The organism is Methanospirillum hungatei, from assembly GCF_019263745.1.
Lineage (GTDB): Archaea > Halobacteriota > Methanomicrobia > Methanomicrobiales > Methanospirillaceae > Methanospirillum > Methanospirillum purgamenti.
In genome coordinates this window covers 1,599,320-1,618,888 of the sequence record NZ_CP077107.1, presented here as the reverse complement: position 1 = coordinate 1,618,888, position 19,569 = coordinate 1,599,320, and the positions used below count along the sequence as shown (strand labels likewise).

The 19,569-nt window shown below is 46.0% G+C and carries 16 protein-coding genes; 10 read left to right on the top strand and 6 right to left on the bottom strand.

The features are described 5' to 3' along the window. The first annotated feature begins 11 nt into the window (after nucleotides 1–11). Nucleotides 12–821, top strand: a complete 810-nt coding sequence (locus KSK55_RS07605; protein ID WP_218608782.1) for an SIMPL domain-containing protein — start codon at nucleotides 12–14, stop codon at nucleotides 819–821. 37 nt (nucleotides 822–858) lie between these two features. Next, on the top strand, nucleotides 859–1,260 hold the full coding sequence (locus tag KSK55_RS07600; protein ID WP_214420281.1) for a hypothetical protein: 402 nt from the start codon (nucleotides 859–861) through the stop codon (nucleotides 1,258–1,260). A 13-nt stretch (nucleotides 1,261–1,273) separates the two neighbouring features. Here the strand turns inward: KSK55_RS07600 and KSK55_RS07595 are convergent, their stop codons facing one another. Beyond that, the gene (locus KSK55_RS07595; protein WP_218608781.1) at nucleotides 1,274–3,244 is read right to left on the bottom strand and encodes a monovalent cation:proton antiporter family protein; all 1,971 of its coding nucleotides are present in this window, start codon (nucleotides 3,242–3,244) and stop codon (nucleotides 1,274–1,276) included. 71 nt (nucleotides 3,245–3,315) lie between these two features. Between KSK55_RS07595 and KSK55_RS07590 the strand changes: the two genes are divergently transcribed. The 3 genes from KSK55_RS07590 to KSK55_RS07580 are packed head-to-tail and all read left to right on the top strand — an operon-like array spanning nucleotide 3,316 to nucleotide 7,476. Then, nucleotides 3,316–4,236, top strand: coding sequence for an ROK family protein (locus KSK55_RS07590; protein ID WP_214420283.1), 921 nt, complete (start codon nucleotides 3,316–3,318; stop codon nucleotides 4,234–4,236). A 47-nt stretch (nucleotides 4,237–4,283) separates the two neighbouring features. Beyond that, nucleotides 4,284–6,200, top strand: coding sequence for a clostripain-related cysteine peptidase (locus tag KSK55_RS07585; RefSeq protein WP_218608780.1), 1,917 nt, complete (start codon nucleotides 4,284–4,286; stop codon nucleotides 6,198–6,200). Beyond that, nucleotides 6,160–7,476, top strand: a complete 1,317-nt coding sequence (locus tag KSK55_RS07580; RefSeq protein ID WP_218608779.1) for a clostripain-related cysteine peptidase — start codon at nucleotides 6,160–6,162, stop codon at nucleotides 7,474–7,476. The genes KSK55_RS07585 and KSK55_RS07580 overlap by 41 nt, the downstream gene beginning before the upstream one ends. Here KSK55_RS07580 and KSK55_RS07575 read toward each other — a convergent pair. From KSK55_RS07575 to thpR, 3 genes are read right to left on the bottom strand one after another with little or no spacing between them, the layout of a single operon-like run. Next, nucleotides 7,432–9,165, bottom strand: a complete 1,734-nt coding sequence (locus tag KSK55_RS07575; RefSeq protein WP_218608778.1) for a tetratricopeptide repeat protein — start codon at nucleotides 9,163–9,165, stop codon at nucleotides 7,432–7,434. The genes KSK55_RS07580 and KSK55_RS07575 overlap by 45 nt on opposite strands. Before the next feature lie 24 nt (nucleotides 9,166–9,189). Then, a complete protein-coding gene (cca, locus tag KSK55_RS07570) occupies nucleotides 9,190–10,593 on the bottom strand; it encodes a CCA tRNA nucleotidyltransferase (protein ID WP_218608777.1) in 1,404 nt (467 codons plus the stop codon). After that, complete coding sequence (thpR, locus tag KSK55_RS07565; protein WP_218608776.1) at nucleotides 10,590–11,141, bottom strand: RNA 2',3'-cyclic phosphodiesterase; 552 nt, start codon at nucleotides 11,139–11,141, stop codon at nucleotides 10,590–10,592. The genes cca and thpR overlap by 4 nt, the downstream gene beginning before the upstream one ends. A gap of 143 nt (nucleotides 11,142–11,284) precedes the next feature. Here thpR and KSK55_RS07560 point away from each other — a divergent pair, with 143 nt between their 5' ends. The 4 genes from KSK55_RS07560 (at nucleotide 11,285) to KSK55_RS07545 (ending at nucleotide 15,265) form a co-directional block, all read left to right on the top strand. Then, nucleotides 11,285–11,539 (top strand): glutaredoxin family protein, encoded by a 255-nt coding sequence (locus KSK55_RS07560; protein WP_214420289.1) that lies wholly within the window; start codon nucleotides 11,285–11,287, stop codon nucleotides 11,537–11,539. A gap of 59 nt (nucleotides 11,540–11,598) precedes the next feature. Further along, nucleotides 11,599–13,746 (top strand): anaerobic ribonucleoside-triphosphate reductase, encoded by a 2,148-nt coding sequence (gene nrdD, locus KSK55_RS07555; protein ID WP_256664298.1) that lies wholly within the window; start codon nucleotides 11,599–11,601, stop codon nucleotides 13,744–13,746. A gap of 72 nt (nucleotides 13,747–13,818) precedes the next feature. After that, complete coding sequence (locus tag KSK55_RS07550) at nucleotides 13,819–15,114, top strand: STAS domain-containing protein (RefSeq protein ID WP_256664297.1); 1,296 nt, start codon at nucleotides 13,819–13,821, stop codon at nucleotides 15,112–15,114. Next, entirely contained in the window at nucleotides 15,107–15,265 is a 159-nt protein-coding gene (locus KSK55_RS07545; protein WP_218608773.1) for a hypothetical protein, read from the top strand. Before KSK55_RS07550 ends, KSK55_RS07545 begins: the two co-directional genes overlap by 8 nt. Before the next feature lie 94 nt (nucleotides 15,266–15,359). Here KSK55_RS07545 and KSK55_RS07540 read toward each other — a convergent pair whose 3' ends face one another. Both KSK55_RS07540 and KSK55_RS07535 read right to left on the bottom strand, forming a co-directional pair. Next, entirely contained in the window at nucleotides 15,360–17,099 is a 1,740-nt protein-coding gene (locus tag KSK55_RS07540) for a SulP family inorganic anion transporter (RefSeq protein WP_218608772.1), read from the bottom strand. A gap of 73 nt (nucleotides 17,100–17,172) precedes the next feature. Then, complete coding sequence (locus KSK55_RS07535) at nucleotides 17,173–18,579, bottom strand: substrate-binding periplasmic protein (RefSeq protein WP_218608771.1); 1,407 nt, start codon at nucleotides 18,577–18,579, stop codon at nucleotides 17,173–17,175. 279 nt (nucleotides 18,580–18,858) lie between these two features. Between KSK55_RS07535 and KSK55_RS07530 the strand changes: the two genes are divergently transcribed. Continuing rightward, a complete protein-coding gene (locus KSK55_RS07530) occupies nucleotides 18,859–19,488 on the top strand; it encodes a class I SAM-dependent methyltransferase (protein WP_218608770.1) in 630 nt (209 codons plus the stop codon). Nucleotides 19,489–19,569 lie beyond the last annotated feature (81 nt).

Sequence of the window (19,569 nt, the reverse complement as noted above, 5' to 3'; positions counted from 1 at the left end):
TACTTCCTTCCATGACTTTTGCATTTGTTGAAGTCATCGGAAAACGTATGAGGATAGCGTTCAATTTTGATACTATGCATACACACGCACTTGTATCAGCTCTTCTTGTGCTGGTTATCGTAGCTCTTGTCGCACCAGCCTATGCTGCTGAAACGAAAGAAGATATTCCGCTCATTCAGGTGACCGGAAGTGGGACAATCAAAGCAGCACCAGACCGGGTTCAGATAGAACTCACTGTGGTTACAAAAAACCCTGATGTGAAAGCAGCTCAAAAGGAGAATGCAAGAAAGATGGACACCGTCATGTCTGCCCTTCGCGATCCCTCAAAAGGGAATCTGAGCGGCAGGGAGATCGGGACAACATCATACTCTATCTCTGAAGTATACTATCCTGATGATGCACTGAAAGCAAAATATGGGGAAGGGGTTACAATTTACCAGGTTTCAAATACTATCTCCATTGAAACAGAAAAGATTGACCGGGTTGGTGATATTATTGACATCGCTGTTGTATCCGGAGCAAACGCAGTCAGTTCACTTCAGTTCACCTTAAGTCAGGAGAAGACTGCAGAACTTCGAAAAGAAGCCCTTGCAATTGCAGTCAATAAGGCACACACTGACGCAGAGACGGTTGTTGCAGCCATGGGAAAATCCCTTGGTGATGTCCATGAGGTAACTGTTGATGAAAGTTACCAGCCACCCATCTACTATAACCAGGATTACCGGTCATCCCAGCTTGCTGCAGCAGCACCTGCAACCCCAATCGAACCAGGAGCAGTCGAAGTGACAGCACGGGTCACCGCAGGATATCAGATTCTGTAAAACCAACCCATTTTTTCCTACAAGGTCTACCTTTAGTATGGATTTTGAACCCATCCCGTTTTCAGTTTTATCCGGAATAGTTGATCAGATCCTCGAGGATTGTGATGAGGATGTTGTCTGTACCAGAATGCGACTTGCCGGACTTGAGCCTCGTTTCCGGGATGCTATCCTGACATCTGATCTGCTGAATGCCTGGCAGGTGTTTTTTTACTTTTTTCAGGAATATCCAAATGATGAAGCCAGGGAAATTCTTGCTTTCACCCCGGCATCATCGCTTGCTGAAGGAGTGTCAATTGGTGAATACCGTGACTGTCTCTTGACCTTTGTTATGGACAATGCCCGTCCGACGATTATCATCTCTGATGATCTGCAGGAGATGCGCAGATTTTCAGGGGCACAGGCATACCGACAGGCGATAAATTTTATTGATTCAGAATAACAAAAAAAATCACTTATGAAAAGAAGGCTTTGGTGATATCATCCGGTCTGCCCAGGACCATCACCAGGTCACCACTATTGAGTATCTCTTCTCCACCTGGACTGACGGTCATTTGCTGACCCCTTCGGATGGCAACAATTGAAACCTGGAAATTACTCCGTATCATAGTCTCTTTCAACATTTTTTTGGTGTATGGTGAGCCATCAGAAATCCGGATGGTCCGTATTTCAATGTCAGGAACCAAAACCCGGAGATCATCAAATGTATAAGCAGGGGTATTGATACTCCGGAGCATCTGATATCCACCTGCCCGGATTTCACGTACCAAACGCTCTATCTCCGTTGTCGGAATGAGATATGTATATAAAATGCGGGTAAAAATCTCAACAGCTGTCTCAAATTCTTCAGGAATCACCTCATCAGCACCAAGTTCCATAAGGGTCTTGACTTCTCCCATGTACCTGGTTCTGACGATGATATGAATACCCGGATTTAGCATTCTGGCGGTTTGTACTACCTGCTGTGTTCCAAACGGATCATTGACGACAATAACCAGGACACGTGCTTTCGAAATACCAGCTTTTTTTAGGACTTCTCCCTGGGCAGCATCACCAAACATTATCGGTTTTCCTTTTGCTTTCTCTTCCCTGACCGTATCAGGATTCATCTCGATAATACGGTACGGAACCCCGGCAATGTCGGCTGAGCGTGCAACGTTTTTCCCGTTCAGACCATACCCGACGATGATGATATGATCCTCAGGCCCCTGTTCTTGGACATCTGGGCTTTGTTCCCGATTTGGCATAATCCTACAGAGGGGTGAAGAGAGGGGTGCAGCAATCCTGCCAGACAGGCCCATCAGAATGGGTGCTACTCCCATAGTTACCACTGACACATCAAGGAACAGTTGAAATTGGTCCTGAGCAAAAAAACCAAGTGATGTTCCCGTGGTTGCTAAAACAAAAGAGAACTCTCCAACCTGGGCTAGAGAAATACCTGTCATCACACTGGCCCGAGGGGCAAGTCCTGCAAGAAGTGCTGCAATTGTCCCTGCTGCATATTTTACTCCAATGACCAGGAGGACAAGTTCAGCAATAACAAGGGGATTATTCAGGAAATAATTCACGTTAAATATCATCCCGATAGAGATGAAGAAAAAACTGGTAAACAGATCCCTGAATGGAAGAATACTGGACATGGCGTGGGTGCTATATTCTGACTCAGAAATGATGATTCCAGCAAGAAAAGCACCAAGTGCCATTGAAAGACCAAATTCACTGGTCAGATATGCAACCATGAGACAGGTTCCCATTACAATAAAGAGGAACATCTCACGGTTTTTAAGTCTGGCAGCATGGAGAAGCAGGGCAGGAACGACATATCGTGATGCAATGTAGACCACCGACACAATGACAACACTTCCGATGACCAGTTTTGCAAGTGACACATCTGGATCTGATGTTCCGGCAAGAACCGGTGTAACCATGACCATAGGGATGACTATCAAATCCTGGAAGATGAGGATGCCAAGGGTTGCCCTGCCATGGGGACTGTCTACCTCCATTCGGTCTGCCAGGACTTTCATTACAATGGCGGTAGATGAAAGCGAAATGAGCATACCCCAGAAGAATGCATGAGCAATATCCATCCCGGTTACCTGCATGAGCACAGTCCAGATAATTATCGTTGTGATTACCTGGGTAAGGCCGCCGATGAGGACATAGCGTCTGCTTTTGAGAATCCTGGAAACAGAAAATTCAAGTCCTATTGTAAAGAGCAGAAATATTACACCCAGTTCGGCAAAGAAACTTATCGACTCTTCATTGGTGATAAGACCTAAACCTGCCGGACCTGCTATCAGACCTGCTATTAAAAATGCCACAACCGAGGGGATCTTCACACGATACAAAATGATAAGGAGAAGGACTGCGATGAGGAAAACCACCACAATCCCGGTGAAAAGTGACGCTAGCTGCCCTTCCATGAACTGACTATCATGGCACCTGATACCACTAGGTTCTTTTCATGAAAAGGCAGAAACCATCTTTGGAGATTATGACGGAGAGGCAATACCGAATAGCTGGAGCAGCAGATATCGGAGGTACCAATACCCGTGTGGGACTTGTTCAGGAGGATGGAAAAATTATCCGGATGTTGCGGTTTCCAACTCCGGTCACAGGAACAGCTGGAGACATACCACTTTCTATAGCCCGGGCCATTCATGATATCGCAGGTGACATACCTCTTGCAGGTCTAGGAATTGCAGCTGCAGGGCCGCTCGATATCAGGGCCGGAATCCTGGATCACCCTCCGAACATCCCTTTTGACACTGTCCCTATTGTTGTCCCTCTCATGGAGGAAACACACCTTCCGGTTATATTCCGGAATGACTGCCGGGCAGCTGTACTCGGTGAGGTGTGTGCCGGAGGAGCCAGTGGATATGATACGGTCGTCTATATCACCATCTCAACCGGAATAGGAGGCGGGGTATTTACTCATGGAAGAGTTCTCACCGGTCGGGGGGGAAATGCAGGAGAGATTGGACACTTCCCGGTTGATTCTACCTATACATTTCCATGTACGTGTGGCCTTTCTGGTCATTGGGAAGGATTTGCATCAGGAAGAGGAATTCCTGTTTTTTTCAAGGAATGGTGCATTGCTCATAATCTTCCCTGTACAATGACAATTGCCTCTGACATTCTCCAACTCTCCATAACTGATCCCGTGTATAGTGGATTTCTCGATGCTCTTGCTCAGATAAATGGCAGGGGACTCTCGGCAGTGATAGTAGCATATGATCCTGACTGTATCATACTGGATGGAACTGTTATCCAAAGTCATCCAGACTTGCTTGATCAGGCTCTTTTGTATACTGACCGGTACCTTGACCTGCCAGACTGCAAATTAAGCCTGTTACATGGGGATGCTCCACTTATTGGTGCTGCTATGGCGGTGTTTCATCCGGAGATGATATAAACCATGTTCATATGATTTGAAAAACCAAGGAACATACGGAAAAGAAGATGAGAGTAGCACACATTTTTATTCTTCTCCTGTTCATCTGGATTATTCCGGTGGGTATGGGGGAGGAGGCACAGGATGACAGAACACAGGATCTGTCACACAACCTCCTGGTAATATATATGATAGCTGGTGATCTGGAGAGCAATTACCAGGCGGCGACAATGAATATCGCGGAGCTCCTTGATGGGTATGGGGAGACCAGTGAGGAGGATCTTCAGATTGTTCTCGCGTATGGGGGATCAAAAACACCTGGATTTGAAGGAGTGACCTATGTTACCGTGAAAGAGCTGATGGATGATGCATCAGACGGAACAATCGGTAATGCCGAGAATGTCTTGTATTATAATCCAGATGCTGACATGAGCGATCGGAAAATCCTTGAACACTTTCTCTCATGGACCGGAGAGAATTATCATGCTGATCGGAAGATTCTCGTGTTCTGGGATCATGGCAGTGGATATGATGGATTTGGTGTAGATGAGGTTACCGAAGGTCTGCTATCGCTTACGGATATATCAGAGGCTCTTGAGTCATCCAACAGCACTTTTGACCTGATTGGGTATGATGCCTGTCTCATGGGGGCACTTGAGGTTGCCAAAGCCATGGAACCATATGGGATACTCATGATTGGATCTGAAGAGACTGAACCTGGGACCGGCTGGGAGTATGAAACCTGGATCAAAGCCCTTGGTGATAATCCTGACATAGAGTATGAGGAACTGGGTCGAATCATAGTGGACGCCTATATGACTCGTCTTGATGACACTGGCAAAACGCTTTCGGTTATCGACCTTACGAAGATCCCAGCCCTGATTGAGGCGTTGGACAACCTTGGTACCAACCTGATGCCATACACACAGTCTCTGGACGGATACCGGATTGTTGGGAAAGCATACCAGGTACCAGCCAAGTATGGTGCTGACAACCGTGAAGGCGGAGAGACATCGGTTGATCTGAGTTCGTTCCTGATGGTCATCGGAAATCAGACACCTGACCTTGCCGATGAGGTATCTACCGTTGGTGCACTTATTGATGAAACGGTCTTGTATCACCGAAATGATGACTTTGTTCCTGAATCAGGAGGGATTTCTATCATGTCCCCAAGCCGTATTACCCCTGATATCTATGAGGAACTTGGGGATGATGGACGGATTGCTCCTGAATGGGATTCGTTTTTTTTCAATCTTCTTGAAGTATCAGGACAGGACACAGAAAAACCTGAGATTGTCACGTCAGGAACCAGTTTTGTTGTAGATGATCCCTCAAATACAGCATCAGTTTATGCAGAGTATTACTCTGTTGATGGAGATGATCTCATTCTTCTTGGAGATGAGCCCCTTGAAGCTGATGAAAATGGAGAATATACTCTTCCTGATTGGGATGGTCGATGGTTTTACCTGGAGGATGCGAAAGATACCAATAATTATGCCCTGATAGGAATGAGTTATGATTCCATTGTCCCATCTGGATCTCTCCTGTTCACGTCAGAAATTGATCTTATCCGAGGATCACTCAATACCTCTGCGGTCCTGAATGTCTATGTGAATCTGCAAACCGGAGAAACCAAACTCGTTGCTTGTCCATATACCCTTCGTCCGAATGGAGTAGTGCAGTTTTCGCGTCAAAATCTTGAATTAAAGCCCAATGACACGGTTTATTCATATGCCTGGATGATCGATGAGACTGCTACAACTGGTGGAGAATGGGTTGAGATTGGTGCACTGGATATTACTGAAGATACAAAACTTATCTACGACATCCTCCCTGATGGCACCTATGCCCAGGCACTCTATGCAGAGTATGGGAACAAACCTGGTGATTATGCAGGAATAAAACTGTTCCAGATTGAAAATGGAGCGGTAAATCTTACGGAGAGTGAGACAAATATCACATCAGTGGACGAACCTGAAGAATAAAACTGGTAGTTTATTCAGGAGTTCAGGCATTGGAGGGAGAAAAGCCATCTTCTTCATATGCCATTTATTTTTACTCTTTTCGTTTGTTGCATTTCCGTCAGCAGCAGATCAAAATAGTACGATTCTCATCGCACTCTATGCATCAGGCGGGACTCTTGAGCAGGAGCTGGGGCTCATCACCGATGATTTTAAGCAGGTCGTTAAGGGGGCTGAAAATCTCTCTGAAACAATTGATATTCTCGCTGCTTATGGAGGTGCAGACAAACCCGGATGGCATGGGATGACGATAGCGAACCTGACCGACCTCAGGATAGACCTTGAGGATGGTGAACTTGGCAATACCAGTGCATATCAGATTAATTATCCGAATGCGAACATGGGAGACCCTCAAATGCTTTCCCTGTTTTTATCATATATTTCTGAAAACTATCCTTCAAATCGGACTTTTCTCATTTTTATCGGACATGGACAGGCATACACCGGGATGCTATTTGACCAGAACCATGACGAGGATGGTCTTACCATTGGTGAACTCTCAGAAAGCTTTGGGACAGGACCATGGGATATTGATCTTATCGGGTTTGACTCCTGCCTCATGGGATGCCTTGAAGTGCTTTCTGGTCTTTCACCGTACGCTTCATATATAATCGCGAGTGAAGAGGCAGAACCGGCAGAAGGCTGGCCATATGAACAATGGATCTCATATATCTCAAGTCACCCTCATGCATCGGTTGAAGAATATGCCTTTACTCTTGCTGAAGAATATATGAAAAATCCCCGACCAGGCAAAACAATTGCTCTCTTAGATCCTAAGATGGCAGATTTTCTGACTGCTCAACTGGATCAGTTTGCGAAAGATCTGCATGCCCTTGCAGGAACCACCGAAGGATGCCTGAGTATCAGGATCGCCCTTGAAAATACACAACAATTTGGTTTGACCGGAACCGGAGAACTGGAAGAAGCAACCATGGATCTCTACTCTTTTGCAGATAATATCCAGAAACAGACGCATTACCTCTCTGCATCTGCATCCGGTGTCCGTGATGGCATAAATAAAACCGTTCTCTTTTCCCGGCATGATGAGCACATACCGGGTGCTCATGGAATAGCGGTTCTTTCACCTGTTCTTATTCATCCGGTTTTTTATGAGTATTATCGAGAGAGTGCATTTATCACTCCTTCATGGGACCGTTTTATTATCCGGTATCTTTCGTGCCCAAAAGATGAGGATTTAGTGCTGCTTTCTCCTGAAAAAGAACGCGATACTGAGACATAATGCCCCAGCAATCGGAATGATGCTCAGGGGTGTCTCCTTTTGTATGGATTCAAGTGCCTGAATCTTGAGAAGGATTCCGGTAAGGTTTGGCTGGATATCCATTGCTTTCCGGTAGGCATCCTCTGCCCCTTCCCGGTTACCGGTGAGAGCCAGGATGTCACCATACTGCTCATACAGCATCCCGGAATTTGGTCTTTTTACCAGAATGTCATGGTACAATGCCAGAGCTTCAGATTCCCGTCCGGCCCTCACGAGGGTTGTTGCTTTCCCTTTCCGGACTAGGTCGGGATCAGATGTGTTGAGTACCTCAGAGTCCCACACATCCAGGGCATCCTGGTACCGACCCAGTTTCTCATATATCTCGGCCATTCTCCCCTGAAGTGCGATGTTCGTAGGATCTGCACTGATAGCCAGTTCCAGTGAAGTAAGGGCGGTCTCCGGATCTCCAAGGGTTACCAGGTTTCGACTTTTTGCAGCAAGTGCCTGGCTGTTTCGAGGGTCAAGCTGAAGTGCTGCTTCATATGCAATGTCAGCCTCCTGGATTCTTCCAAGGCCGGAAAGACAATTCCCCTTACCAACCCAGGCTGGTGCATACTGCGGATTCATTGTACAGGTTATCTCAAATACTGCAAGTCCTTCCTTACTCCGTGACAATCCGTAAAGGGCATTCCCCTTACCAACCCAGGCACTGAAATCATTCCGATTAAGTGCAATTGCCTGCTCATATGCTGCCAATGCCTCATCATACCGTTTTTCCAGCATCAGGACATCCCCGATACTTTTCCAGACGGTTGAGTCGGTTTTGTTCAGCTTTAATGCCATCTGAAATGCTTTTACTGCATCTTCATACCGCTTGAGTGTCGTAAACACCTGACCGAGTGATGTCCATGCCTTCAAATCCTGCGGATCAATACTTAATGCATCCTCATACGCGTCAATGGCGTCCTCATATCTCTCAAGATCTGCCAGAGCCATCCCTTTGTTGGTAAATGCAACTGCATCCTTTGGATTGTATGTAAGGGCCATCTCATAACTTTTCAATGCATCCTGTAGATTATCAAGATTATACTGGGCGTTTCCCTTGTTATACCATGCTTTACTATCTTTACTGTCTTTTTGCAGGGCTATTTCATATGCAGAGACTGCTTCCTGAAAGTTCCCCTGGTTATAATGAGCATTCCCTTTAGCAAACCAGGTCTCTTCATTATCAGGATCTATCTGAATTGCTGCATCATATGCACGGATTGCTTCCTCATACTGCTGCTGATCAGAGAGAACATTTCCTTTTGCCATCCAGGCCTGAACATCATATGGATCTAACTGGATAGCGACATCATATGCGGCATATGCTTCATTCAGCAGGTTTTTGCTATACAGAGCATTCCCTTTATTGTACCAATAATCAGAGTTACGGGGATCAAGACCTATGGCCACCTCATATGATGCGATTGCCTCATCTACCTGACCCAGTTTATATAAAGAAACTCCTTTATTGTACCATGGCGCTGCATTGGATGGATCAAGTTCAATTGCCCGTTCAAATGCTTCAATGGCTTCAGAGTACATACCCTGACTGTAAAAGGCATTCCCGTCAGAGATCAGATCATCTGATTGTGAAGATAAAACCGGCATTACAAGGAGCATCAGAGCCAGAATTATGAAAAGATGAACCGGACGGGAAGCGGTCATGGTAGCGAAGTTTCTCCTGTGTACCTAAATAGTTTCCAACCTGGGGGTATGTGATCTTGCTTCTGCCCGTCGTATTCTCACGAGTGGTGAACTTTTTTGCAAAAACTCACTGAGAAAGGGTTCAAACCCTGGTTGCCAGCATTCCATCCCTGAATATACTAAATATTCTTCTTTCATGGTATGTTTTACATGTTTTCCAAGAGCCGTTGCAAATACTTCTGATGAGGAGAGTAAATCAAGTGCCCGCCTGTATTTTCGTGGCATTTCCACGCCGTATCTGCCTTCGCGGATGAATGGACCGGCAAATATGATATCGGAGTGAATATATTTTTCAATAAATTTGGCTGCATTTACATGAGCAGTAACCGGCGGTCCTGCATGAAACCTGACTGCAGGGAGGGTGTCAACAAGAAGCTCAAATAATAACATGCTCCGGTCTTCAAGCATCCAGGTATCTGCCCGGGCAATTATAAATTCATTCCTTTTGAGCAGGTCAACCAGGGTATGCAGACTTTTTCTGAGCTGAGGTACAACAATGTCTTCGATATACGGCGGAGTTTTAAAAGTCATTGCGATAAATGCTGACTCCCGACCTTTTAACAAGGTACTCACCTCTTCTTCGGTCAGGATACATATTGGCGGGCGATAAAAAAACCACTTGGATGGCGATTTTAAATATCCCTGACAGAGCTCAATGAACTCAAGGAGTTTTGTTTCAGATACTGAAGCAGAAACATTCCTGCATGGATCAACAGGATCAATGACAACAAGTGGTTCTTCAAACCATTTTGCTGCATGCTGTTCGATATCGATGAACTTTCCTGGTTTCCACTGGGTAGCTTCTTTGAGCAGGGCATGAAATCCGCCATGATAGAGGATGAGAAGTTCGCACAGGTATCCTGCAAATCCCTCGGTCATCTGGTCAGATCCGTACACTCCTCCTGCTTTGACAAACTGTTTTAAAAGTAGAACATCATCGGTGTACTGATCTATGCGGGCTTTGATGTATCGGTTATGAAATGGTGTCCGGTCAACTGCACTTTGAATTCCAGTTGCTTCTTGTACCTGGTAGCAGGGAACAAGATCCACATCAAGTCCCTTTATGGTGGCGTTCAGGTAAGGATGTTCAGCATACTTCTCCCTGATAGTATCAGTATATTGCTTTGCGATGTTCCAGGCAAGGGCCAATCCCTCCCGTTCCAGATCCTCGCGTGGGAGGGAAGGATCAAAAAGCATGAACACATCGAGGTCGCGATCACCATGCACACAGGTCTTTCTGGCAACAGATCCGACCATCATCCCATCAGCCTTACCTGACGCTTGGATATCTGCAATAAGCCGGTCAGCAAGTGCGTACATCCGGTCTAACTCATCCCCGGTTGGGCGGATCTCTGCCAGGACTGACTGCTCCAGATCAGAAAATCTCATGCATTCCCCTGTAAAGGTACCCGGAGAATATCTGTATATATTGGGCCGTCAGGGGTGAGTTCACTCTTTTTTAAAATGAACTCTTTCACTGGAATCGTTCCGGAGCAGGATGTGGATATCTCTGCCAGAGCATCAAAGAGCGATTGGTGGAACTGACGAACTCGTGCGATAGTAATATGTGCCCTGAACTTTCTTTTCTCTGGATCAAATCCAAGTGAGGAGAAAGCTGTATCAATGTTCTCGGCAAGATTCCGGCATTGTCCTGAATCATTTACCTCTGCCCAGACCACCCGGGGAGCCCGCTGACTATTGGTTCCAATTAATCCTACCTCCATCGAGAATGGTGGCACGTCGATGGTTTGCAGTATGTCGGTGATGGATGTGAGGGAAGAACCACTTACCTCTCCAATAAATTTGAGTGTGATGTGCATTGACTCCTGTTCAACCAGCGTAAGACGGGCTCTACATGAACGCAGAGTATTTTGAGCGTCCCTGAACTGATCACTGATATCGTCAGGAAGGTCGATAGCAACGAATAAACGAACCATTCTGCGATATTATGTCTTTATCTTATGAGATAAGGGAGTTTGGATCTCATGCTATCCTCTGTAGTATGTGAATCCTTATATGCCGAAGTTCATAATCTCAAATCCTTATTCAATATGCAAAGACATACCATTATGTGATATTTATGGGGGCGGTCTTTATCGTATATACACTTGAGTTTTGTCCGCGTTGTGAAATTCTCAAGGATTTTCTTACATCTCACCAGATTCCTTTCACGGTTGCAGACATGTCGTCTGCAAAAGCACTCACTGAGCTCCGCGTGAATGGTGTCTTTGTCCAGGAGGCCCCTGTCCTTCAGGTCGGGAAAAAGTTTCTGACCTCTAAGGAACTTTTTAGCGGCGATTCCGTGAATGAAGATCAAATATTGCAGCTCTGCTAGGTGATGTGGTGGCAGGGATTACACGCCAGACTACACTTGACGGCATAGCAATTCCGTCAATGCCACCGGTCAGGACCAGTGACGGGCATATCCTGGAGTGGGACCGGGACCGGATAGTAAAACAGATCCTGAAAGAGACAAGGCTCGTTGAAATTTTTTATGGATTTGATGGAGCCGACGAGGAAACTGCACAGGAAATAGCCAGGGAAGTTGAAGATCGTATCAAAAAACTTAACTTGCGCACCTTGTCCGGCCCCTTGATCAGGGAGATCATGAATATCATCCTGATCGAGCGGGGGAGGATTCAGTGGCGGAATGTCTGCACGAGGGTAGGGACTCCTGTTTATGACGCTCATCAGATAGATGTCGGCAGGGGATTTGAAGCAAAGGATAATGCAAACCTACAGGAGAATGCAGAAACATCCCATAAAAAGAAGGCAGACAAGATTAGCAAGGAACAGTATCTCCTACAACTTCCTCCACACCTTGCTGACCGGCACCTGTGCGGAGATATTCATATCCATGATCTTGAGTATTTCGGAACCAGACCATTCTGTCAGGATTGGGATCTCCGGTATTTCTTCTATTATGGACTCATGCCTGACGGAAATGGTACCAAGGCATCGGTTGCCGGGCCTGCAAACCGGGCGGAGGTTGCCGTACTTCACGCAGTAAAAGCACTTGGAAGTGCCCAGACTAACTTTGCCGGCGGTCAGGGGTACTATAATTTCCTTACCTTTCTGGCGCCATACTTTGCAAATATGCCCTATGAAGAGATGAAACAGCTGATGCAGATGTTTGTCTATGAGATGACCCAGATGATGGTCGCCCGTGGTGGACAACTCGTCTTCTCGTCTGTTCAACTCTCTCCAGGGGTTCCAAAGTTGTGGAAAGATAAGCCCTGTGTATATAAGGGAAAGGTCTGGAATGGAAAAGAAGCCCCGCTCCAGACGTATGGAGCATGTGAGCGTGAAGTCAGGCTGCTCTTTAAAGCACTCATGGAGGTCATGCTTGTCGGAGACTACTGGGGAAAACCCTTTAATTTCCCTAAACCGGAGATTAGCATCGAACCGGATTTCATGCATGAAGATGAAGAGTTCAATAAGGCTCACCCAGATCTCCCGACCTATGAAGATCTCTATCTTCTGACCTTCGAACTTGCTTCAAAATTCGGGACACCCTACTATGATAATCAGCTTCCGGCATATCGTGGTGCCGGGGAGGGGATTTCATGCTATCAGTGTTGTGCTTACCAGTTCTCAACTATGGCGGATCAGGACGCGGACTTTGATAAAAAACTCTATTTCGAGGATGGGATGCACTTTTCCATGGGATCCTGGGGTGTCGTCTCACTCAACTGTCCCCGGGCCTCCTACAAGGCACATGGCGATGAGGAGCGGCTCTTTGCTGAACTTCGGTCTATGATGGATACCGCCGTTGAGGTTTTTAAGATAAAACTCCGGTGGATGGAACATATCAAAAAGAGTAACCGGATGCCTTTTGCCATGCAGCGACCACGTGATCCGAAGACCAGTGAGCGAGGTGCTATGGCGGTTGACTTTGACGGGCTTGTCTATACCATAGGAATTGTCGGCCTGAATGAATTGGTCCAGCACTTCACCGGTCATCAACTCCATGAGTCAGATGACGCGTTCCGCCTCGGGGTTCTAGCAATGACCGAGATGGAACTCTACAGCCAGGAGCTTACCAGAAAGCACGGGATGACTATCGCCCTTGCACGGACTCCTGCAGAAACAACCGGTCAGCGATTTGCCGTTGCTGATCTCCTCCGCAGGGAGTTTCACGAAGGGGCAAAGCAGGTTATCAAGGGTAATCTTGAAGTTGCTTTATCCCGTCTTGGCGATACTCGTGACCTTCCGATCTACTATACGAACGGCACCCATGTCGCTCCTGGTGCAGACATCACCCTTGCACGCCGTGCAGAGATAGAACATGTCTTCTTTCCGATTGTGGACGGTGGTAATATCTTCCATATCTGGCTTGGAGAGGCTCGCCCTGATCCCCGTGGCCTCATGGACATGGCTATGAAACTCTGCCGGAGCACCCAGATTGGGTATTTTGCCTTCACCCGAGACCTGACCGTATGCCTGCACCAGTTCTCTGAGTGGGATGGCAAACATGTACATGTCCCAGTAAAAGAGCCTGGTGGGACGCAATCAGGAATCCAGGCACCTATCCACGTGTGATATCCTATTCTCTTTTTTTCCCATAGTCCCCCCTCATAGCTTTATCAGCTTATATGCCAACCCCCTGATGTGATGGATATCAGGACCACGATCATTGAACATACCCTTATATTAGCACCGAAAGGCAGGTTGGACGGTCATGGATCAGGACTGTTACAGGATGCACTGGCGGCAGGCATGACGGATACCATCCGGTTTGTCTTGTTTGATCTCACTGATGTTCCATACCTTAGTAGTGCCGGCCTCCGGGTGATGGTGATGGCACGAAAACAGGTCGCACCAAGGGACGGAAAGGTCTTCCTCAGCAATGTATCTCCTTTTATCATGAATGTCCTCCAGATGGCCGGGATGCATAAAATATTCCAGACAGAACCTGATGCCCGCACGGTTCTTTCAATCATTCATGATGTCTGTGCAGAAAAACAGCATGATCCTGATACCGTGCAGTATACCATAGATGGAGGGAGTATTGAGATCCAGACCGTTTGCACTGAAAAAGCTACCCTTCACCTGACTGGAAGTCTTTCACGGGTTTTGTATGCACAAATCAGTCCGGACAAGGTACGACTGGTTCGATTTTCGGATTGTGAATACTCCATTGGACTTGGTGCCATGGCTGAAAGTCCCGAAATGGCACGAGAATTGCTCGGTGAGATGATAACCTTGCAGGGATCCATTGTCTGGCTCCCGACCGATGGGAATAAAACCCCGGATTTTTTTATTCCTATTACCGATACCGGGGAAGTCAGGATTTATACTGGATTTAATGCCGCACTCAGGGGCCATTTCCAGGAAACTCTGACACTTACATCAGACACACCAGATGGGATCTCCCTCAGTCAGGTCTATAAGAGGATCTTTGGCCATGCCAGGAAGATGAGGCCGGATTATTCAGGAATAATCGCGATTGCACTTATCGGAGAGTCGGGAGGTGTCAGAAGCTCAGGGATCACTCATCCGCCGGTTCCAGAGAGAGCCCCAATGAACGGGGGTTCAATCATGGACCCCGGCAATGTGGATGAATGGATTGAGGTGTCAGATTCATTTGAGTATGCAGGAGAGAGCATCATCGCTTTTGGGATCGGCATAGACCTCACCCATGATCTGTCAGAATTTCAGCCTGAACAACTCTCTGCTCTATCATATATCCATCCGGCAAACAGAGGGCTTTCGGAGATATCACTGCATACTCATGGAGTGGTTTTTAAAAAATCCCTACTCTCTCCCGAACCTGATATCGGATCGAAGATACGGCATCTCATGAATAACGGGGAGTTTCTGGACATGCGGCATCTTATGGATGATTCACGACTTCGCACCATTCATGGGGCAATAGCGTACATCTCGGAGATTGAAACTGATGAATGACATTCTCATTACCAGGGACATCTATGCTGATGTATATCTGGGTGATTCATTTATTATTAGTACTGTCACAATCCCCATGATACAGGAATGCTCTTGGATTGGCTGCATTCTCTGTAATAATTGCCGATTACCTGAAAAGACAGAAACCTAAACCGAATGATGAATAGTATTTATAGGTATCACTGGAATAATCCAGCGGCGGGAATCAGGACAGATTACATTTTATCCCCTTCCCGCCATTCAGTTCAGGATTCCTGATCCTCGAGATACCGCTCTCCAAAGGCAATAATCCCAGACCGGATCGTGGGAAAGATATTCTCTAATCCGACAATCTCTTCTATTCCTGTCTTGTGCATCATCTCGATAAGCATACACCCTGCTCCGGTAATACCTACAATAATCTTCTTTTCATGAAGTTCTTCGATCAGCTCCCGGAGCATATCTGATGCCGATGAATCGAGATCCGTAATCGCTTCTGCATCAAGGAGCAGGTATCTGACCGGTTCTTCAGATGTAGAAAGAACGGATGAGAGATTTGAAGAAAAATATGATGCATTCGCAAAGAAAAGCGGAGCATCAAATTTATAAACAACCAATCCGGGGAAGAAGAATTTCTCTCCTTCAGAAGAAACTCCATGAAATCCATCTTTCCCTTCATGAATACCAAGAATCGAACTGTGCGGGCGATAAATCCGCCTGATAAATTCGAGCAGAGAGAAACCGACGGCGAGGGCAACTCCTTCAATCAAGCCGAAGACCAGAACGCCAACCAGGGTAAGAATTGCCAGAACAAACTCACTCCGCCTGGCCTGATAGATGGATCTAAATTCCCCGATGTCAATCAGGCTGTATCCGGCGACGATCACAATGGCACCAAGGGCGACCAGGGGGAGATTGCTCAGGACCGAAGTAAAGAAGATAAGAAAGAGAATGACCAGTCCTGCCGCAATGATGCTTGATAGCTGGCTTTTCCCTCCGGCACTGTCATTAACAGCAGTCTTTGTCTGACTGGCCCCGACAGGAAATCCCTGAAAAAATCCGGTACAAATATTCGCTGCTCCGAAGGCGATAAGTTCCTTGTTAGAATCGAGTTTATAGTGATTCTTTTTCGCAAATACCCGGCCGGTCAGTGTCCCATCAGTAAACATGATCACCGAGATTGCGATTGCAGCAGGAATCAGAACCTGAAAATCAGAAAAACTGATGAGTGGAATATGCATTTCAGGGAGTCCGCTGGCGATATCCCCAACGATCGCAATGCCGAACTCTTCAAGATGAAACACTGTGGACACAACAATTGCACCGACGACAACAATCAGGGGCCCGGGAAGACGGGGTGCAAAAATCCGGATGCAGAAAAGGATGATCAGGGTGATGATGCCAAACGCCAGGGTCAGCATGTGTGTCTGGTCCAGTTTGCTGATAAGTTCAAAGAATTTGTCAGAGATCTCCACGCTCGAGAGACTTATTCCAAACATCTTTCCGAGCTGACTGATTATGACAACAATGGAGGTTCCGGTGATATATCCGGTAAGGATTGGCTTTGAAAAGAAATCAGATACAAAACCCAGTCTGAACCGGCCGGCCAACAGACAGATAAGCCCGACGAATAGGGCAAGAGCACCTGCAAGTACTGCATATCGTACAGAATCTCCCATGGCAAGAGGCGCTACGGTGGTTGCAAGCAGGATTGCAGTCGTGGATTCAGGTCCGATGATGATCTGACGTGAACTGCTGAAGAGGGCATATGCAAGCATGGCTACAAATCCTGCATATAGGCCAAAAACTGGTGTAAATCCTGCTAATTCTCCGTACGCCAGGTTCGAAGGAATAAGGACAGCGAATACTACTGCTCCTGCAACCAGGTCATTTCTGAACCATTCACGCTGGTAGGTGGATAGATGCTGAAGGCCTGGGGTATAATGCAACAATCGCTTTATTAGAGATGATGCAGAATCTTTCCTTTTTGTAACTTCATCTGACATGTAGGGAAATTTCACCTGATCGATACCTGATAGAATGCCCTATAACTATAAAAAGAGGAGATAACAGCCTTTTTTATGTACTGTCTCCTGCCTTCTCTTTCTCATTCACTATCATCATGAGGGTCTGGTTAAATGAATGAATGAGCGATTCGGGAACATCGGGAGTAAAAATAAAATAAAAATCATCCTCTTGTAATGTATATACAATCTCATACTTGTCAGGGTTTATGCCGTTTTTCACCATTTCGTATCTTCCGGTACTATCTCCGGTAGCCCAGATATCAACGGTTCCTTCTTCAAGCATCCGGATAAGATCATGAGGATGAAGTCCGCTCGTAATATGATCGGATAAAACCCCGATATTGGTAAGGAGGGTATTTTCTATGGTTCCCTGCACCGTTCCGATGGTATAGTTATTCAAATCTTCTGTTGAAGAAAGGGTAATATTCCTGGATGAAGGGGCATAGAGAACAAACCGACCTTTCGTAAATGGGCCTGCCCACTGGTACAGTGCTTCCCGCTCTGGAGATCGCACTATAGAAAAGAGAACGGTTCCGTTTTCAGTCTGCATCTTTTTGAATCCCTCTGAGAGCGGAACAAAATGCACATCCTCACGTGTTTTGTTAACATGTAATGATTCAAACACTTTTTCAAGAATATCTATTGAAATCCCTGCAGGGACACCATCTTTCTCATAATTATATGGTGCCCATTCCTCTGTCAGATATGTCAGGTGTGACAGACCAGTTGCAGGATTATACCTGCCAAGAATCCGCTCGTACTCACTGACTCCTGTTTCATCTTTATCTGTTTTCAACTCATCAAGTGCCTGCTGAAATGCATGAACGGTAGCATTTGATACATCACGATGAAAGGCATAATAGATGCCCATCTCTTCAAGTGGATATACTACATTGAATGCATAATAATTACCGGTTACCTGCTCGGCGTAATACCTTCCGGTAAGTTCTGGATAACACCAGAGATCAATCTCACCAGACTCAAGCATCCGGATAAGTTCAGAAATATTTGCTTCGGTAACAATCTGCTCTTTGTTCACACCAGCATTCAGAAGCATCTCTGTTCCGGCATGGCCGGGTGTAACACCGATGCGGAATTCTTTAAGATCAGCAGGTTTCTCTATGGATAGGTTAGCCTTTGGGTGAGCAAAAAGAACATCACGCTCTATTGATATGGGTCCGACCCACTGAAATAATCCTTCTCGTTCAGGGGTTCTTCCGGTTGAAAAAACAACGGAATTGTTCTGTGTGAGAGCATTCTCCAATGCAGTTTCCCAGGGAACGATCTGGATATGATCAGCAGGTACTACATATCCTGATTTTTGTATAATTGCTGTAAGGAGATCGATAGAAAGCCCTTTTATCGTCCCATTTTCTTCATAATTATATGGGGGGAGAGGTTCAGTGTAAAAAACCAGATTATATGGAGAATCGTTTGAAGGTAACGGTTCTGATTGCATATCTGCAAAACCAGTGAGTGATATGAGAAGTATCCCAGCACATAGAGATAGAAAGATCCTCGATCTCGGCCCATATGCAAAAACCATATTCTGGATTATGTGAGTTCCTTTTAAAAAGAGTTCCTCTTATAACTTTGATGCGAAATCCAGCCTATATATTCCATTTGTTATCTCAAAATTTGTGATTGCCCTCTTTTTTTCTCCAAATCCGGGAGGAGGACATACACACGAGACAAGAAGATGTGGTTTATTTATGTCTCATGCAGAATACATCAGAGAATGGATCTTTTAATTTTCATTGGCATTCTCTTTTTGGTTATAGTTATCCTCTCTCTCGGATGGAGGTTTGCATCACAGCGCCGGTCACTCCCTTGTCCGGTGTGGATGAAATGGATGTTGGATCCTCCGTTTTCATGGATGAGTGGCCGGACAAAAAAGACCCTCAAACATCTGAATCTCTCTTCTGGTATGCAGGTTCTTGATGCTGGGTGTGGTCCTGGAAGGTTGTCTATTCCCATGGCAAAACTCATCGGTCCTTTCGGGACAGTCACTGCGATGGATATACAGGAAGGTATGCTTGAAGAGGTGAAAAAAAGGGCAGATAAAGACGGAGACGGAAACATCATGTATCTACAGGGGGGTATTGGAGAAGGAAAACTTGAGCCGGAGAGGTATGACCGTATTGTTATGATCACTGTTCTTGGTGAGATTCCTGACCGTAAAAGAGCAATGAAAGAGATTTATGGGGCGTTGAAATCCGGTGGACTATTACTTATTGAGGAGACAATTCGGGATCCGCACTTCCAGAGAGTAAAGGCGGTTCGAGAGCTTGCCAATGAAACTGGATTTGTGGAAAAGGTGTGGGATGGAAGCAGATTTAATTATACTATCCTCTTTGAAAAACCTTGACCTTTCTTTTGTCAGATTCGGTTTTTGAGTATGACAATCAGAGGGGTGGTTTTCATTAAATCCTGATTAATTTTGTTGTTT

Bases quoted from the DNA above. Each gene is read 5' to 3' on its own strand.
- thpR (WP_218608776.1), bottom strand. From the start codon at position 11,141: ATGGTTCGTTTATTCGTTGCTATCGACCTTCCTGACGATATCAGTGAT.
- KSK55_RS07560 (WP_214420289.1), top strand. From the start codon at position 11,285: ATGGGGGCGGTCTTTATCGTATATACACTTGAGTTTTGTCCGCGTTGT.
- KSK55_RS07585 (WP_218608780.1), top strand. From the start codon at position 4,284: ATGAGAGTAGCACACATTTTTATTCTTCTCCTGTTCATCTGGATTATT.
- KSK55_RS07530 (WP_218608770.1), top strand. From the start codon at position 18,859: ATGGATCTTTTAATTTTCATTGGCATTCTCTTTTTGGTTATAGTTATC.
- nrdD (WP_256664298.1), top strand. From the start codon at position 11,599: ATGCCACCGGTCAGGACCAGTGACGGGCATATCCTGGAGTGGGACCGG.
- KSK55_RS07535 (WP_218608771.1), bottom strand. From the start codon at position 18,579: ATGCAATCAGAACCGTTACCTTCAAACGATTCTCCATATAATCTGGTT.
- KSK55_RS07605 (WP_218608782.1), top strand. From the start codon at position 12: ATGACTTTTGCATTTGTTGAAGTCATCGGAAAACGTATGAGGATAGCG.
- KSK55_RS07545 (WP_218608773.1), top strand. From the start codon at position 15,107: ATGAATGACATTCTCATTACCAGGGACATCTATGCTGATGTATATCTG.
- KSK55_RS07540 (WP_218608772.1), bottom strand. From the start codon at position 17,099: ATGTCAGATGAAGTTACAAAAAGGAAAGATTCTGCATCATCTCTAATA.
- cca (WP_218608777.1), bottom strand. From the start codon at position 10,593: ATGAGATTTTCTGATCTGGAGCAGTCAGTCCTGGCAGAGATCCGCCCA.
- KSK55_RS07595 (WP_218608781.1), bottom strand. From the start codon at position 3,244: ATGGAAGGGCAGCTAGCGTCACTTTTCACCGGGATTGTGGTGGTTTTC.
- KSK55_RS07600 (WP_214420281.1), top strand. From the start codon at position 859: ATGGATTTTGAACCCATCCCGTTTTCAGTTTTATCCGGAATAGTTGAT.
- KSK55_RS07590 (WP_214420283.1), top strand. From the start codon at position 3,316: ATGACGGAGAGGCAATACCGAATAGCTGGAGCAGCAGATATCGGAGGT.
- KSK55_RS07575 (WP_218608778.1), bottom strand. From the start codon at position 9,165: ATGACCGCTTCCCGTCCGGTTCATCTTTTCATAATTCTGGCTCTGATG.
- KSK55_RS07550 (WP_256664297.1), top strand. From the start codon at position 13,819: ATGGATATCAGGACCACGATCATTGAACATACCCTTATATTAGCACCG.